The organism is Methylorubrum suomiense (assembly GCF_022179765.1).
Classification (GTDB): Bacteria; Pseudomonadota; Alphaproteobacteria; order Rhizobiales; family Beijerinckiaceae; genus Methylobacterium; species Methylobacterium suomiense.
Genome location: NZ_BPRE01000008.1, coordinates 103,708 through 119,226, shown reverse-complemented (window position 1 = coordinate 119,226; position 15,519 = coordinate 103,708). Strand labels below are relative to the sequence as shown.

Sequence of the window (15,519 nt, the reverse complement as noted above, 5' to 3'; positions counted from 1 at the left end):
CCATTGATATGCGCGCGTTTCATCGGAGCTTCCCGAGAAATGTCGGGTCGAGCCGTTCCGCGCGAGAGCAACCGAGCGGGATTTCCGATCGGAGGCTCGCCGTTCAAGCTGTTTTGACGAGCCGTTCGCCGCTGAACGCCGTCGTGTTTTCACGGGCATAGGCGCGGGCGCGCAGGACGACTTCGTCGGGGATCTGCATCACCACGTCGCCGGTCTTGGGATCGGTCACGCGGAAGACGAGTGCCGCGCTATCACGGTCGCGGACATAGGCGCGCCGATCCGGCTCGGTTGGCTTGGCGTCACCCGCCTGCGGGCGCACATCGATGGAGACGGCGGGATCAAGCACCCGAGACTCCGATCCATTCGACGCTCCGACTATGGGGCGGACCGGCGTGACGGCGTTGGAAGGCCCGACGGAGGGCGATGGGGACAACGGACGGATCGGGTCCATGACAGATGTCCTTTCGGTTCAAGCACGAAGCATGAACCTCAAGACATCGCGATTCCCGTGAGCGGAGTCTTAAGAGCTGGCGACTCTCCCCTACCGACGTGGGATACCGTCGATAGTCTGTTGAGAGGGTCCGAACAATTCGAGCGAATGTTCCCTCTGGTAGAAGAAGGGGCGGCCCTCGTGACCGCCCCCTCTCGTCCTTACTCGGCCGCCTCGACGTAGAGCTTGCCGCCCTCGGCCAAGAATTCCTGCGATTTCGCCGCCATGCCGGCCTTGCGCTCCTCTTCCGAGAGAGGCTTGGCCTCGCCGAGCACGATACCGGCCTCCTCCATGGCGAGCACGTCGGCGCGCAGATCCTGCGTGATCTTCATCGAGCAGAATTTCGGGCCGCACATGGAGCAGAAATGGGCGACCTTGTGGGCGTCCTTCGGCAGGGTCTCGTCGTGGAAGCTGCGCGCCGTGTCCGGATCCAGCGAGAGGTTGAACTGATCCTCCCAGCGGAAGTCGAACCGGGCGCGGGACAGGGCATCGTCGCGCAGCTGCGCGGCGGGGTGACCCTTGGCGAGGTCGGCGGCGTGGGCGGCGATCTTGTAGGTGATGACACCGGTCTTCACGTCGTCGCGGTTCGGCAGGCCGAGATGCTCCTTCGGCGTGACATAGCAGAGCATGGCGCAGCCGAACCAGCCGATCATGGCCGCACCGATGCCCGAGGTGATGTGGTCGTAGCCCGGAGCAATGTCGGTCGTCAGCGGGCCGAGGGTGTAGAACGGCGCCTCGCCGCATTCGCGCAGCTGCTTCTCCATGTTGACCTTGATCTTGTGCATCGGCACGTGGCCGGGGCCCTCGATCATGGTCTGGCAGCCCTTCTCCCAGGCGATCTGCGTGAGTTCGCCCAGGGTCTCCAACTCGGCGAATTGGGCCGCATCGTTGGCATCGGCGATCGACCCGGGGCGCAGACCATCGCCCAGCGAGAACGAGACGTCGTAGGCCCGCATGATGTCGCAGATCTCGTCGAACCGCTCGTAGAGGAACGATTCGCGGTGCCCGGCGAGGCACCAGCGCGCCATGATCGAGCCACCGCGCGAGACGATGCCGGTGGTGCGGCGCGCCGTGAGCGGAACGTGGGCGAGGCGCACGCCCGCATGGATCGTGAAATAGTCGATGCCCTGCTCGGCCTGCTCAATGAGCGTGTCCTTGAAGACTTCCCAGTCGAGCTTGAGCGGGTCGCCGCCGACCTTCTCCAGTGCCTGGTAGATCGGCACCGTGCCGATCGGCACCGGGGAGTTGCGCACGATCCAGGAGCGGATGTTGTGGATGTTGCGGCCGGTCGAAAGATCCATGACCGTATCCGCACCCCAGCGGATCGACCAAACCAGCTTCTCGACCTCTTCCGCCGCCGACGAGGTCACGGCGGAGTTGCCGATATTGGCGTTGATCTTCACCAGGAAGTTGCGGCCGATCGCCATCGGCTCGAGTTCGAGGTGGTTGATGTTGGCCGGGATGATGGCACGGCCCCGGGCCACCTCCTCGCGCACGAATTCGGGGGTGATGAAGGGTGGGATCGCGGCACCGAAATTCTGCCCGTCCGCGAGGGCGGCCTGGGCCTGATCCAGCATCTGGGCGCGGCAGGCATTCTCCCGGTGGGCGACGTAGATCATCTCCTCGGTGATGATGCCGGCTTTGGCGAACTCGTACTGCGTCACGAGCTGACCCGGCGCCGCCTTGCGGATCGTCCGCTCGGCCGGGCACGGGGCGACGAGCTTATCGGCGGAGGCAAAACCGTTGTCCTCGGGCTTCACCTCACGGGGCTTCACCGCCGCGTAGCCGCGCTTGGCGATCCAGGGTTCGCGCGCCGTCGGGAGGCCTTTCTCGAGATCGATGGCGGCATCCGTTTCGGTGTAGGGGCCGGACGGGTCGTAGACCCGCACCGGCGCCTCCTTCGGATCGGACAGGCCGATCTCGCGATAGGGCACCCGGATATCGGGATGGCCGGGGGCCGCGTCGTAGACCTTGCGCGAGCCCTGGACCGGTCCGGTCGTGACGCTGGCGGGAGTGCCTTGGGGAAAATCTTTGGGACGGACGGGTGCGTTCATCGCTGTCGCTCCTGGCGTGGGAGGCGACCCGTGGTCCCGACGATGGTGCGGAAGGCCGACGCCTCTCGCGCCGGCCACAGGTTCCCGTCCCTCCGCCGGTACGAGCCGGATCAGGTTCAAGGGTCAGGGCGTCTCGCCCACTCTCAGCCCCGTACAGGGCCCCCCTCGGAACGATTCCAACCTCTTCCGCCGCGCCATCCTTGTCAATCCGTGCCGTGAAACGGACGAATCGGAGTGTTCGGTTTTACCGGCGGCTTTCCGGTGAGTGGGCGCCTCGCCCGAACCTTGCCGGTTTGCCGCGTATCCAGAAGAAGCGCCTCACCCAAAACTCACCAATCCGAGCAGGAAAGCCCGCAGACGCGCCGCAATCGCCCCGCAGATGTGGATGGGCGCGGGTCCTGGGGTGGTGCCTGGCGGCGCCATCCGCGACACAGACACTCGATGAGCACGGTTGTCCCCTTCCGCAAACTGAAACCCGCCACGCATCGCCGCGCTGCCAGCGATGCCGCTGCCGTGGCCAGCGATTTGTTGGAGCTGCTGGATCAACTCGAAAGTCTGGTGGAGCGGGCAGCAGCCATGAATCGCCCGCAGATCGAGGTCGAGCGGAGCGTTCAGCACCTTCTCGACGCGATCAGCGCCGTCGAGCGGGCCTCGGATACGATCGGGGAAGGCAGCGAACCCGAGACCGCCTGAAGAGCTCAGGCTCCGGCAGCGAGAACGCTGGTGATGATCGTGCCGTAATGGCACGCGGTCGCGGCGAGCACGAAGCCGTGCCAGATCGCATTCTGAAACGGCAATCCGCGCCAGACGTGGAAGACGACGCCGACCGAATACAGCAGGCCGCCGGCAGCGAGCAGCCAGAACGCCGAAGGCGTCAGGCCCGAGATGACCGATTCGTAGGCGAGGACGCCGCTCCAGCCGAGCATCAGGTAGAGCACGATCGAGACACGGTCCCAGCGGCCCGGCATCAGGATCTTGATGGCGATGCCAGCGAGCGCCACCGTCCACACCAGGGCCAGGAGACTCCAGGCGACCGGCCCCGAGCCGACCAGGGCGACGACCGGCGTGTAGGTGCCGGCGATCATCAGATAGATGAAGGCGTGATCGAAGCGGCGCAGAATCCATTTGCGCGGCGAGACGGGCCACATGTTGTAGGCCGCCGACGCGCCGAGCATCGCCACCATTGCGGTCGCGTAGACAAGGAGAGAGGCCCGCTCCAACCAACCGAGATGCGTGAGCGCCGCTGTCACAATCAGACAAACCGCGCCGAGAACTCCGAGAACGACTCCCGCCACATGGACGGCACCATCCGCCCGCATCTCACTGGGCGTGTAGTTCCACGTCAGAGCCACAGGCCGGCCGTCCTCAGCGAGAATCATCCTCTGCTCCCGTACTGGTCGAACCTCAAGTCTTCAGCGTCACGAGTCGTTCCATCAGCGAACTACGCATTCCATCTTGTTCCACACCCTTCGTGAACAAACGACGACTACTCCCACCTTGTGCAATGCAAGAAAAGACGAAGTTCATGCTGCATTGCCGTTCGAGCGATGGGACAGAATCGACACGGTTCGCGACGCTTTCATGAACCGACCCCCGTCTCGCAGCAGGTTCCGGGCCAACGGCTGAAACCGGCGTCCGGATCAGGATCGGGACCGAAAGCCGCGGATCCGTCGCTGCCAGATGCCCGTCCGCGGGTCTGGCTCCCCTCGGTCGAGACGCTCGGCCCGTTCCAGCAGGTCGCGGGCGAGCCCGCGCGGATCGGGCACTTCCCAGGAGACCTCGAAGGCCCCGGGCTCGCGCAGGACCGTGCCGGGCGCATGGTAGTAGCGGCCCTGCGTGCCGTTGAGCCCGTCGAGCAGGGGGAAATTGGCATTGAGCGCGGGCTGCCAGTTGAGGCCGACGAGGCGCCGGCCCGGTGCCGCGAAGACCGAACCGTGGAAAGCCGAGCCGACCGTGCCGAGCAGGACCCGCCGGCTCGACATCAGGCGGATCTGCGCCCCGAAATCGAGGGTCTCCGGGGTGACGATCTCGACGCCGTGCCGATCGAGTTCGTCGGCGATCTCGATTTCGTTGACCAAGCGCGTGACGCCCGACGTGAGCCGCGTCTTGGCGAGATAGACCGGGCGTGACACGGAATCGGCTTCCGACGCCGCCCAGAAGCCCTCCCCGACCATGCGGCAGAGATCGCCGTAGACCGTGTGAACGCGCGTCTGCTCATGGAGCGCCGGATCGGGGACCAGCACGTCGGAGAGGCGCACCGGCCGGTCGAAGGTGACGAGATCGTCGAGACGATATCCGAGGCGTTCCAGAATGCGTTCGAGGAAGGGCGCCCGATGCCAGCTTCCGGGCTCGGCATGGCACAGCAGCTTGGGCCGGGGCCCCGTCCAGCCCACGAGCGGCCAGAGATGCGGCAGGGTGTTGACGACGAAATGCCCGTAATGGAGCGCCAGCAGGCCGATGAAGAGGAGCGGACCGGTCTCGACCCGATCCGGTTCCGTCAGGCTCTCCCCAGCGACGGGAGCGCGCCCGGCGCCGAGACAGCGCCCATCGCGGCCGAACAGGCCCCAGGGACCGTCGGTGCGCACGGGATGAAAATCGACGTGACCGTAGCGCCGGAGGCGGGGCGGCGCCTCGACTCGCTCGCAGGTGCCCCACAGGGTTCGGCAGGGCTGGAGCCGACCCCGCGCCGGCCGCGCCACCGGTTATCGTCCGGCGAGGGCTTCGAAGCCGATCGGCACGGTCGGCCGGTACACGATCGGTGCCGCGCCGAGGCCGAGGCTGAGCCGGGCATGGACCGTCGCCATCACGAGGACCGCCATGGCGAAGACCTGATGGGCGAGACCGGCCCAGAGCGGGACCTGCAGCAGGAGGGTGACGATCCCGAGGCCCATCTGCGCCGTCGCCAGAGCGGCGACGCCGACGGCGCGTCCTGCAGCGGCGCCCGCCGAACGGCGAACGGCATCCACCGCGTGAATCACCGCCACCAGCACGACAAGGTAGGCGAAGAGGCGGTGATTGAACTGTACCAAGGTCAGGTTGTCGACGAAGTTCTCGATCCAGGGCACCTGCGAGAACAGCGTCTGCGCCGAGGGGACCAACACGCCATCCATGTCCGGCCACGTGTTGTGGATCAGCCCCGCCTTCGACCCCGCCACGAGCCCGCCGAGCCAGATCTGCATCAGAACGAGGGCGGGCATCAGGCAGGCCAGCGCACGCACGGGGCCGGGCGCCGGGCTGAGCCCACCGGACCGCGTGCCGGCGGCGAGCCAGACGAGGCCGGTCAGGATCAGGCTGGCCGTCGTGAGATGCAGCGCGAGCTTGAGCGGCGCCACCGCGGTCATGCCCGGCTGAAGGCCCGAGGCGACCATGATCCAGCCGATCGCCCCCTGAAGCCCCCCGAGCAATCCCAGTCCGAGCAGGCCGAGAAGCAGGCGCCGCGAGAGAAAGCCGCGGGCCCAGAAGAACAGGAACGGCAGGAAGAACACCAAACCGACGACGCGCCCGAGCAGGCGGTGGCCCCATTCCCACCAGTAGAGCGTCTTGAAGTCGGACAGCGGAATGCCCTGGTTGAGGATGCGGAATTGCGGCGTGTCCTGATACTTGCCGAATTCCACCGCCCAGTCCGCGTTGCTCAGGGGCGGGATCACGCCGGTCACGGGCCGCCACTCGGTGATCGACAGGCCCGAACCGGTCATCCGGGTCGCGCCGCCGATGGCCACCATGGCGACCACCAGGGCCGCCAGCAGATAGAGCCAGGCCCGCACGGCACGCTGGCCGGGGCGCGCCGTTGCCGGCACGGCATCGAGATCGGTCGAGGCTCTGGACAATCGCATGATCAATCGGGCGGTTACGTGCCGGAACGGCCGGGCGTCCCGTGCCTTACGGGAAGCGATGGGCGGGGCGCAACGCGGCGGATGAGCAGCGCCGGGTTTGACGCAGCCGGATCGGTCACCCGGATCGACCGAAGGCGGCCGTGACGCAGCGCCCCGCCGTTGCGGCCCGAGACTAGGGCCGGTACGACCGGACGCGTTCCCAACGAGACGGTAATCCGATCCCATGCGCCGGCGCACGCGCACCTTCCTCGGCACCTTCGGCATTCTAGCCTTCGTGATCGTCTACGCGCCGCTCGCCATGGCGCTGGCCGACAGCCGAATCTCGGAGTCGCATCCGGCGATCCAGACGATCGCCTACTGCATCCTCGGCATCGCCTGGATCTTTCCGCTCATGCCGCTGATCCGCTGGATGGAACGCCCCGATCGGTGACGGCTGACTCCGAAGGCGCATCCGGGCAAGCCGTGAACTGAGACACTGGCGCGGTCGCGACGACCGCAGCAGATCCCGCCCGATGGGAGCGACAGCGCCGCGTTCCGGCCGGGACGGCGCCGCTCGCAGCCTTGGTCCGACCCCTCATCGCCGGAAATGCAGCGAAGCGCGCGACGGGACCGCAGGACGCTCCTTTTTTCGCCGCACTCCGCAGCGAGAAAGCCCGACGTCTGCCACGCCTAAGCTTTTCCGCCGCCTCACCCAGGGTCGCCTGTCGCCTCATGCGCCACCCGTTCCAATCCGCGCTCCTCTTGTCCGGCCTCCTGTCCGCCGGCTCCCTGCTGGCCTCTGTCGGCCCGGTCGCGGCGCAGGGCGCGCCTCGCTCCATGGCGGAATGCGAGCGCCTGAAGAACGATTTGGCCTACAATCAATGCCTGGCGATGTTCGGCCCGCCCGCCCGCAATGTCGGGGGTGGCGACGGGGGCGCCGCGAGCGCACCCGCTCCGGTCGCCGCCACGGCGACGATCCCCGGCATTCCGGCGGTCGAGGAGCCCGAGATGCAGGAGGGCCGGCGCGGCCGTCGCAGCCGCTACAGCCGCCGCTCCGGCCGGGTCAGCGCCGCCTTCGCGATCGCGACCGCCGATGACGGCACCGGGGTGGCGGACAGCGCGGAAGCGCCGCGTTCGCGCCACAGGCGGCGGCGGCGATAGGCCATTCCGGCCAAAAACCGCGCTTCTCCTCGGTGAAGCCCTTGACAATAAAAGCTTGGCTGTTTCGGTGTCGCGTCGGGCCGCAGGTCATGGGAAGTCCGGGATCATGACGATCGATCATGGGAACGCCGCGCGCGGTGCCATCGGCGGGATCGCTGCGTTCGAGCCGCAAAGGCCGTTTCTCAGCCGCCGCTCTTTCCTGGCCGGCTCCGCCGCCGGTCTCGGCGCGCTGGGATTGGGCGGCTGCGTGACGTCAGACGGCGCGTTGATGGCCGAGGCGGCGACGATCTACGGTCCGATGCCGGATGAGAAGTTTCCGATCCCAGCGGTCGACTACAGGAAGGTCAATCCGAAATACTATCGTCGGACGGTCGCCTACGCGTCCAAGGAGGCAGCGGGCACCATCGTCGTCGATCCGAGCCAGTACTACGTCTACCGCATCGAGGGTGACGGCACCGCCACCCGCTACGGCGCCAATGTCGGCCGCGACGGGTTCCTGTGGAGCGGCGACGCCTATGTCGGCCGCAAGTCCGAATGGGCGACCTGGACCCCGCCCAAGGAAATGATCAAGCGCCAGCCCGAAGCGGCGAAATATGCCCGCGGCATGCCGGGCGGCCTGGACAATCCGCTGGGCGCCCGAACACTACATCTCTACCAGAACGGCGCCTATACGCTCTACACGATCTACGCGAGCAGCGACCCCGAATCGATTGGCTCCGGCATTACCAGCGGCTGCGTCGGTCTGCTGAGCCAGGACATGATCCACCTGTATGCGCGCACGCCTGTGAAGACGAAGGTGGTGGTGCTGCCGGCCTGACCGGCGATCGAGCGGCCTTCCGTCCCGACGCCCGCACCCGGGTTGATCCATGTCCCGAACAGGGCGAGGGCGGGCCGTCCTTGCGTCACGCCACGTTGAGCCGTCTGCCCCGGTTCCAGGCCAGGAACGGCACGCCCGACAGCAGACTTGCCAGCGCCGCATCCGTCTGATGCAGCCCGTTCACCGAGACCCGCGGGAGGGCGTGGAGATGCTCCCCGTGACCGGCGAAGAGATGTCCCGGCCGCGTCGTCACCGCCGTCACGAAACCGAGGTCGCGGGCGAGCGCGAAATCGCGCAAGGCGGCAGATGTCGGATCGCCCACGGGATAGGACAGGTGGCGGACGGGACGGCCGGTCTCTCCCTCGATCCGAGCGCGGCTCTCGGCCATTTCCCGGGATGCGGTCACGGCGTCGTGCTTGGCGAGCATCGGATGCGTCAGCGTGTGCGCGCCCAGCGTGACGGCGGGATCGCGGGCGAGCGCCCGGATCTCGTCCCAAGTCAGACAGAGTTCGCCGGCCACCGCGCCGGGCGCGAAGCTCGCTCGGTGGCATAAAACCGCGATCTCGGCGCGGAGAACCTCCTCCGGTTCCGCCCGGAGCGCCCGATAGGCGGCCTCGAAGGCGGCGCTCTTCTCGGCCGCATTCCGGGCCGGACAGTCGAGCCCGGTCGCCAGCGTGATGCGCTCGAGGCGAGCGACGGCGCGCTCCAGTTCGATCCACCACAGCCGGCCCCGCCCCTCGGCGAAGTCGCTCGTGACGAACAGGGTCCACGGCGCGCCGTGCCGCCTCAGCACCGGCTGCGCATGGAGGACATTGTCGCGATAGCCGTCGTCGAAGGTCAGCACGGCGAAGGGGCGGCGCGGCGCGGGATCGGCGAGGCGTCCGGGGACTTCATCGAGGCCGACGACCTCGAAGCCGCGCCGCGCGAGTTGGGTCAGTGTCCGGTCGAGGAAGGCCGGGGTGATCGCGAGGAGCGCGTTCGGCGCGAAGGGTCCGGGCGGTTCGGGCCGGACATGGTGAAACGTGAGAATGATGCCGCGCCCGCGGGCGAGCGGTGCGAGCCAGCGGTCGGCACCCAGGGCGGCGATCGTGGCGAACCCGGCGCGGAACAGGCGGTGGCGTGACATCGTCATGGCCGGCAAATGCGGAGGTCAGGGGCGCAACCTAGACTCCGGGCCGACAAGCATTCGTTACCCATCGCGGGAGTTCGCCGCACGCCGTCAACGGCCTTTTGAGGGAATCCGACGACGCTTGACCGGACATCGGATCGGCGCACGGCCGAACGGGTGCATCCGGGATCATACCGCCATGACGGCACTCGCCGGGAATCTGGGTCGGATCGCTCTCGATGGGGTCGCGCCGCGGGGAAGCCTCGTCGCCGAGATGGCCCATGATCTCGCGAGCGTCGAGACGACGTGGCGGGCGCTCGAATCCGATTCGGCGGCGCTGATGACACCCTATCAGCGTTTCGACTGGGTCGCGGCCTACGCGACAGCCGAGGTCGAGGCTGGCTCTGACCTTCTTGTTCTGATCCTGAAGGACGAGGCGGCGCGACCGCGCCTGCTGATTCCGCTCACGGTCGAGCGTGTCGGTCCGTTGCGGATTGCCCGCGTGGTCGGCGACCGACACGCCAATTTTCATATGCCGCTCTTCGCCTCCCGCGAGGCCGCCGCCTTGCGGCCGGAGCAGCTGGCCGAAGCGCTGGTACAGGCCGGGCGGAAGGCCGGTATCGATGCCTTCCGCTTCGCCAATCAGCCCCGGTTCTGGGACGGCGTGCCGAACCCCCTCAGCGATCGCGGGCTTCCGGCGCCGAGCGACGCCTATGGCCTCCTGCTTGGGCCCGACGCGGAAGCGACCCTTCGGCGCGTCTTCAGCGGGGATGCCCGCAAGAAGGTGAGAGCGAAGGAGCGCAAACTCGTCGAGGCGCTGGGTCCGGTGCGTCACCGGATCGCCGCGACCTCCGCAGAGGCGGCCGCGATCCAATCGGCCTTCTACGCGCAGAAGGCGTCGCGCTTCGCCGCGCTCGGCATCGCCGATCCCTATGCCGATCCAGCGGTCCGCCGCTTCATCGCCTCCGCCACGATGCCGGGCTCGGAAGGACGCGGCCCGGCCATCGAAGTGCACAGCCTCGAGACCGAGAACGGCCACGTGCTGGCGACCTTCGGCGGGGCCGTCGACGGCAACCGCTTCTGCGGGATGTGGACCTCGTTCGATACCGACCCCGAACTCGGGCGCTTCAGCCCCGGCGAGATCCTGCTCCACCGCCTGATCGGGGACCAATCCGCCCGCGGACGGAGAGCCCTCGATCTCGGTGTCGGCGAAGCGAGCTACAAGGCCAAGACCTGCGACGAGACGATCGAACTCGTCGAGTCCCTCATGCCGGTCAGTGCCGGCGGTCATCTCTTCGCCGCAGCGGCCGGTGCATTGGTGCGCCTGAAGCACCGGATCAAACACTCGCCGCGCCTCTTCGCCGTGGCGAACAGAGTGCGGCGCCTGCGGCGGCGCCGCGTGCCGTCTCAGGCGGAGAGCCGAAGCGGGGTTTCCTGAAGGGTCGCGCCCGGCATCTCCCGCCGCAGCGCGGCTTCGCGATCCTGGGCCACCAGCACCTGGGGGGCGCCGGTCTCGCAGGCGAGCTGGTAGAGGGTCACGAGCTTGGGATCGTCCGCGGCCTCGTTGGAGGCGATGACGATCGCATCGGCGCAGGGGCCGCAGGCGGAGAGGAAATCGTTCGCTTCGGAGCCCGAGGCATCCAGGCGGCACAGCACCCAGTCGTAGCTCTGCGCCATGGCGTTGAGAGCGATCGCGAGAGCCTGCGGCTCCTCCAGCAGCACCTCGCGCTCGGTCAAGCCGCGCTGGACCCGATGCAGCCGCGAGCCGCGCACGGGTTGGATCACGTCGGGGAAGGCAGCCTCGCCGGCGACCAGGTCGCTCAGGCCAGCGCCAACCAGCCCTCCCGCCGTCCCGTTGATATCGACGAGCAGGGTCCGGGCGCGCGGGCTGAGGGTCCGGGCGAGATCGGCGGCCAAGCCCGACGGCTCCCGATCACTCGCCGTCTCGACCACGAGAATGCAGGCGCCTTCCCCGGCTTTGCCCACTCCGAGTCGGGCGATCAACCGGTCGAGATCGATCGAGCCGGCCGGGCGCGGCGCCGAATAGGGACCGATCGGACCCGTCGCCTGGGCGCCACCGAAGAACGGTTGCTGGACCGTCGCGGTCGCCCGCAGGGAATTGGCGAAGGCGAGTGCCGGGGCGAACCGCTCCGCGGCGGAAGCCGGCATCGACGCGGCTTCGGGCGCGCGGCGGCGGGGGCCGGGCGGCTCGGGGAAATGGTCCGGCGGCAGGCTGCCATCGGTCTCCTCGGCTCCGTACCGGTCGAAGCGCGGGGCGGGCGGGTTCTTGAGCAGGTGCCGGCCGATGACGGCGGCCGAGGACAAGAGGAAGGCGAGCAGCGTCGCGAAGGCGACGATCGGCACCTTCTTGGGGAAGGAGGGCAACTCCGGTTCGACAGCGCGGGACACGACGCGGGCATCGGCCGGGGTCGCGCTCTCGGCATCGCGCGCGGCGGCCTCGCGATAGCGGGAGAGATAGGATTCGAGCTGCTCGCGCTGCGACTTCGCCTCGCGTTCGAGCGCCCGCAACTGGACTTCGCTGGTATTGCCCTTGGCGACCACGTCCTGCTGTCCGTCGACCGCGGCCTGCAGGCTCTCGACCCGCGCGCCCGCGATCTTGGCATCGTTCTCCAGCGTGCGCACGACGCGGTCGGCGGCCGCCTTGATCTGGCCTTCGAGGTCCTGAAGCTGCGCGGTCAATTCCTTGATCCGAGGATGAGCCGGCAGCAGGGTTCGCGACTCGAGGGCCAACTGCGCGCGCAGGGTGATGCGGCTCTCGACGGTGCGCCGGATCAGCTCGTTGTTGGCGACATCGGGGATCTCGAAGGCACGACCGTCCTTGATCATGTCCTTGAGGAGCTTGGCGCGGGCGGTCAGGTCGGCCTTGATGGTGCGCGCCTGAGTGAGCTGGCTCGACAGTTCGGAGAGCTGCTGCGACGAGAGTGGCTGGCTCGCCGACGAGCCGGTCCCGATCAGGCCGTTGCGGGCGCGGAAGGATTCGACCTTGGCCTCGGCCTCGGCCACCCGCGCCCGTAGGGTCTCAATGTTGTTGCCGAGCCAGGTCGAGGCGTAGCGCGCCGTGTCGACGGAGGCGGCAGCGAGCGAGGCGAGGTAGAGATCGGCGACCGTATTGGCGCCGCGAGCGGCGAGTTCGGGGTCGCGCGATTTGAACTCGATGGCGAGAATGCGCGACTTCCCGACCGGATAGACCAGCAGGCGCTCGAGGAAGTTGTCGAGCACCCGATCCTCGGGCGACCGCTCCATCGGCGAGGGGGCGATCCCGAGCACCATCAGGACTCTCTGGATCGGGGAGATCCCTGCGGCCTGCGGATCGAATTCGGGATTGCCGACGAGCTTGAGTCCGCGGATCGCCTGCCGGGCGAGATCGCGCGACATCGCCACCTGCACTTGGCTCGCTACCGCCTGCTCGTCGATCGGCTGCACCTGCTCGCCGCGCTCCGCCGCCGTGCGGGCGAAGGCGGGGTCACGGCTCTCCAGAAGCACCTTGGCCTCGCCGGTGTAGCGCGGCGTGACGGTCTGGACGAAGATACCGGATCCGAGGGCGACGACGAGCGTCGGAACGGCGATCCAGGCCCAGGATCGGCCGAGAACGGAGAACATCTGCGACACCGACAGCCCCTCCCCGGCGGCGTATGGCGCCGCTGTCGTGGTGGCGGGATCGGTCGACGGCCTGAGGCGCGGCATGTGCAGTCTTCACACAGAGCAGGACCGGGACCGAGGCAATCGACCCGTCGGCCAACAATAGAACCTGTTAAGGTTGCGCGCAGGTTAATGACGCGCCGACATCATCCGGCCCGTCAGGGTTCATTAACTATGACGGCTTAAGCGCAAGAGAGGGATTCACCATAACGGCGATGACGATGCATCGGCGCGCATTTCTTCTCGCTCTTCCGACCGTGCTGACGCTCGGCGGCTGCCTGCGTCCAGAGTTTCGAACGGCCGATCTCGATGCCACCGGGACCGGATCGATCAGCAGCCGCTACATCCTGGCGGCGGGCGATAAGCTGAGGGTCATCGTGTTCGGCCAGGACAACCTGTCCAACATCTATGCTGTCGATGGTGCCGGGCGGATCGCCATGCCGCTGATCGGCACCGTCCAGGTCGGTGGGCACAGCACGGCCCAGGCCGCACGCCTGATCGAGGGGAAGCTTGCCTCGGGCTACGTGCGCGAGCCGCACGTCACGGTCGAGGTCGATGCCTATCGGCCGTTCTACATTCTCGGCGAAGTCACGACCTCGGGCCAGTATCCCTACGTCAACGGCATGACCGTGGAATCCGCGGTGGCGATCGCGGCGGGCTTCGGGCCCCGTGCCGCTCGCGACTATGCGGTGCTGACGCGGGATGGTCCGGGCGGGCTCATCAACGGAATCGTCCCGATGTCCTATCCGGTTCGACCGGGTGATACCATCGTGATCAAAGAGCGCTTCTTCTGAGAGCGTGTTCGACAACACCCTTGAACACCCGGATCCTCAAAGGCGCTCACGCATCGTCATAGCCTGAGTAAGAACCGTCATGACGTTCGGGGTCGAAGCGAGCGAGATTGACGAGTTCTTGATACCCGCGCGTCCGATCACTGAATTGTGACGTTCGAAGAAAGTCATGATCGGCCTGGGCAGGAGCCGGCATTGTTCACCGAAGCCTAACCCAATTGCCGAAAAGCGCCCGGCCAGCCGCCCTCCACGGCTGATAAAGAGCTTTGCCCGGATTCCTTTAACCCGCCGCTGACTGCTCGCGCCCAATCTTCGTGGATATCGGCACCCGTATCGGGTTCGCCCCGCGGAGATTCACCACCGTGGTCGCCTCACTCGCCGCCGGCATCACGCCGTCTCGTCCGGTGTCCGAATCACCGGTCATCGCGTTGCCCAGTTCACCCCACAAGGGTGAATGTCTGCGCATCCTCCACGTCTTTCGGGCACCCGTGGGCGGCCTGTTCCGGCATGTGCTCGACCTCGTTCGGATTCAGGCGGCGTCGGGTCATCAGGTCGGCATCGTTTGCGACGCCAATACCGGCGGCGAGCGTGCCGCTCGGGCTCTCGCAGAGCTCGCGCCCCATCTCGCGCTCGGCTGCGTCCGCCTTCCGATGCAGCGGAACCCGCATCCGTCCGACCTGTCCGTCCTGCTCGGCGTGCGCGAACGCGTACGGACGACCGGCGCCACGATTCTCCACGGCCATGGTGCCAAGGGTGGCGTGTTCGCGCGCCTCTGTCCCGTGCCGGGTGCCAGCCCGATCCGAGCCTATACGCCCCATGGCGGCAGCTACAATTACCGGCCGGGCAGCGCCCTGCATCGCGTTTACATGAGTATCGAGCGGTTGCTCGCCCGAGCGACCGACGTGTTTCTGTTCGAGAGCGAGTTCGTCGCCACGCGGCATCGGACCTATGCGGGCGGGACCGTGCGCCTCGGGCGCATCGTCCATAACGGCATTGCCGAATCGGAATTCGAGCCCGTCGGCACCGTCGCGGCGGCCTTCGACCTCATTTATGTGGGCGAGCTGCGCGAGGCGAAAGGCCTGCCGTTCCTGTTTCGAGCGCTCTCGCGCTTGCGCAAGGAAGGCCGCCCCCTCAGCCTTCTGATGGTCGGGTCCGGCCCCGACACCGAGAGCCTGACGGCTCTGGCCGATGAACTCGGCATCCGCGACGCCATCGCCTTCGAGCCGCCGCAGCCGATCCGGCCCGTGCTGGGTCGCGGGCGGGTCATGGTCATCCCCTCCCTCGCAGAATCCCTTCCCTACGTGGTGCTGGAAGCGGCTGCCGCCTGTCAGCCAATGGTGGCCACGAATGTCGGCGGCATCCCCGAGATCTTCGGTGCGTTCTCCGGAAACCTCGTGCCGCCGCGGGACGTGTACGCCCTCAGCACGGCCATCGCCCGGATTCTGGACGAGCCTGAGGATGTGCGGGACGGCCGTGCCAAGGCGCTGAGTGATTCGATCCGCGCGCGCTTCTCCATGAACCGCATGGGCGCCGATGTGCTGTCCGGCTACGCCGCCGCCCTGCAGAATCGCCCTTCCGATCGGGCCGTGGCCATCACGGGCACCGCTCGCGCCTGACGACATTCGG

The 15,519-nt window shown here is 67.7% G+C and carries 14 protein-coding genes and 1 riboswitch; of the genes, 7 read left to right on the top strand and 7 right to left on the bottom strand.

The features are described from left to right. Positions 1-103: 103 nt before the first annotated feature. Both MFF26_RS14355 and thiC read right to left on the bottom strand, forming a co-directional pair. Positions 104-346, bottom strand: coding sequence for a flagellar protein FlaG (locus MFF26_RS14355; RefSeq protein ID WP_238308128.1), 243 nt, complete (start codon positions 344-346; stop codon positions 104-106). Positions 347-651: 305 nt separating this feature from the next. Continuing rightward, positions 652-2,544 (bottom strand): phosphomethylpyrimidine synthase ThiC, encoded by a 1,893-nt coding sequence (gene thiC / locus MFF26_RS14350; RefSeq protein ID WP_137829594.1) that lies wholly within the window; start codon positions 2,542-2,544, stop codon positions 652-654. Between the two features lie 70 nt (positions 2,545-2,614). Beyond that, a riboswitch (TPP riboswitch) is annotated at positions 2,615-2,720 on the bottom strand. Between the two features lie 265 nt (positions 2,721-2,985). Here thiC and MFF26_RS14345 point away from each other — a divergent pair. Then, the gene (locus MFF26_RS14345) at positions 2,986-3,237 is read left to right on the top strand and encodes a hypothetical protein (protein WP_137829595.1); all 252 of its coding nucleotides are present in this window, start codon (positions 2,986-2,988) and stop codon (positions 3,235-3,237) included. 5 nt (positions 3,238-3,242) lie between these two features. On the opposite strand, the gene trhA is transcribed toward MFF26_RS14345, so the two are convergent. The 3 genes from trhA to MFF26_RS14330 form a co-directional block, all read right to left on the bottom strand. After that, entirely contained in the window at positions 3,243-3,923 is a 681-nt protein-coding gene (gene trhA / locus MFF26_RS14340) for a PAQR family membrane homeostasis protein TrhA (RefSeq protein ID WP_137829596.1), read from the bottom strand. Positions 3,924-4,184: 261 nt separating this feature from the next. After that, a complete protein-coding gene (locus MFF26_RS14335) occupies positions 4,185-5,243 on the bottom strand; it encodes a glycosyltransferase family 61 protein (protein WP_137829597.1) in 1,059 nt (352 codons plus the stop codon). A gap of 3 nt (positions 5,244-5,246) precedes the next feature. Next, entirely contained in the window at positions 5,247-6,377 is a 1,131-nt protein-coding gene (locus MFF26_RS14330) for a COX15/CtaA family protein (protein ID WP_137829598.1), read from the bottom strand. Between the two features lie 223 nt (positions 6,378-6,600). Between MFF26_RS14330 and MFF26_RS14325 the strand changes: the two genes are divergently transcribed. The 3 genes from MFF26_RS14325 to MFF26_RS14315 all read left to right on the top strand — a co-directional run bounded on the left by MFF26_RS14325 (position 6,601) and on the right by MFF26_RS14315 (position 8,334). Further along, positions 6,601-6,807: a DUF2842 domain-containing protein gene (locus MFF26_RS14325; protein WP_137829599.1), complete on the top strand. Its 207-nt coding sequence runs from the start codon at positions 6,601-6,603 to the stop codon at positions 6,805-6,807. Positions 6,808-7,088: 281 nt separating this feature from the next. Continuing rightward, a complete protein-coding gene (locus tag MFF26_RS14320) occupies positions 7,089-7,517 on the top strand; it encodes a hypothetical protein (RefSeq protein ID WP_137829600.1) in 429 nt (142 codons plus the stop codon). Between the two features lie 106 nt (positions 7,518-7,623). Further along, positions 7,624-8,334 carry a L,D-transpeptidase gene (locus tag MFF26_RS14315; RefSeq protein ID WP_238308127.1) on the top strand — a complete coding sequence of 237 codons (711 nt, stop codon included), beginning with the start codon at positions 7,624-7,626 and terminating at the stop codon, positions 8,332-8,334. Positions 8,335-8,419: 85 nt separating this feature from the next. Here the strand turns inward: MFF26_RS14315 and MFF26_RS14310 are convergent, their stop codons facing one another. After that, positions 8,420-9,466, bottom strand: a complete 1,047-nt coding sequence (locus MFF26_RS14310) for a polysaccharide deacetylase family protein (protein WP_137829601.1) — start codon at positions 9,464-9,466, stop codon at positions 8,420-8,422. 175 nt (positions 9,467-9,641) lie between these two features. Between MFF26_RS14310 and MFF26_RS14305 the strand changes: the two genes are divergently transcribed. Beyond that, entirely contained in the window at positions 9,642-10,880 is a 1,239-nt protein-coding gene (locus MFF26_RS14305) for a GNAT family N-acetyltransferase (protein ID WP_137829602.1), read from the top strand. Here the strand turns inward: MFF26_RS14305 and MFF26_RS14300 are convergent. Further along, positions 10,850-13,147 carry a GumC family protein gene (locus tag MFF26_RS14300; protein WP_137829603.1) on the bottom strand — a complete coding sequence of 766 codons (2,298 nt, stop codon included), beginning with the start codon at positions 13,145-13,147 and terminating at the stop codon, positions 10,850-10,852. The genes MFF26_RS14305 and MFF26_RS14300 overlap by 31 nt on opposite strands. Positions 13,148-13,317: 170 nt before the next feature. On the opposite strand from MFF26_RS14300, the gene MFF26_RS14295 reads away from it, so the two are divergent. Further along, on the top strand, positions 13,318-13,896 hold the full coding sequence (locus MFF26_RS14295; protein WP_137829604.1) for a polysaccharide biosynthesis/export family protein: 579 nt from the start codon (positions 13,318-13,320) through the stop codon (positions 13,894-13,896). Positions 13,897-14,297: 401 nt separating this feature from the next. After that, positions 14,298-15,509 carry a glycosyltransferase family 4 protein gene (locus MFF26_RS14290; protein ID WP_373324480.1) on the top strand — a complete coding sequence of 404 codons (1,212 nt, stop codon included), beginning with the start codon at positions 14,298-14,300 and terminating at the stop codon, positions 15,507-15,509. Positions 15,510-15,519 lie beyond the last annotated feature (10 nt).

Coding starts and splice junctions, on each gene's coding strand:
- MFF26_RS14345 (WP_137829595.1), top strand. CDS start 2,986: ATGAGCACGGTTGTCCCCTTCCGCAAACTGAAACCCGCCACGCATCGC.
- MFF26_RS14320 (WP_137829600.1), top strand. CDS start 7,089: ATGCGCCACCCGTTCCAATCCGCGCTCCTCTTGTCCGGCCTCCTGTCC.
- trhA (WP_137829596.1), bottom strand. CDS start 3,923: ATGATTCTCGCTGAGGACGGCCGGCCTGTGGCTCTGACGTGGAACTAC.
- MFF26_RS14300 (WP_137829603.1), bottom strand. CDS start 13,147: ATGCCGCGCCTCAGGCCGTCGACCGATCCCGCCACCACGACAGCGGCG.
- MFF26_RS14305 (WP_137829602.1), top strand. CDS start 9,642: ATGACGGCACTCGCCGGGAATCTGGGTCGGATCGCTCTCGATGGGGTC.
- MFF26_RS14315 (WP_238308127.1), top strand. CDS start 7,624: ATGACGATCGATCATGGGAACGCCGCGCGCGGTGCCATCGGCGGGATC.
- MFF26_RS14330 (WP_137829598.1), bottom strand. CDS start 6,377: ATGCGATTGTCCAGAGCCTCGACCGATCTCGATGCCGTGCCGGCAACG.
- MFF26_RS14295 (WP_137829604.1), top strand. CDS start 13,318: ATGACGATGCATCGGCGCGCATTTCTTCTCGCTCTTCCGACCGTGCTG.
- thiC (WP_137829594.1), bottom strand. CDS start 2,544: ATGAACGCACCCGTCCGTCCCAAAGATTTTCCCCAAGGCACTCCCGCC.
- MFF26_RS14310 (WP_137829601.1), bottom strand. CDS start 9,466: ATGACGATGTCACGCCACCGCCTGTTCCGCGCCGGGTTCGCCACGATC.
- MFF26_RS14325 (WP_137829599.1), top strand. CDS start 6,601: ATGCGCCGGCGCACGCGCACCTTCCTCGGCACCTTCGGCATTCTAGCC.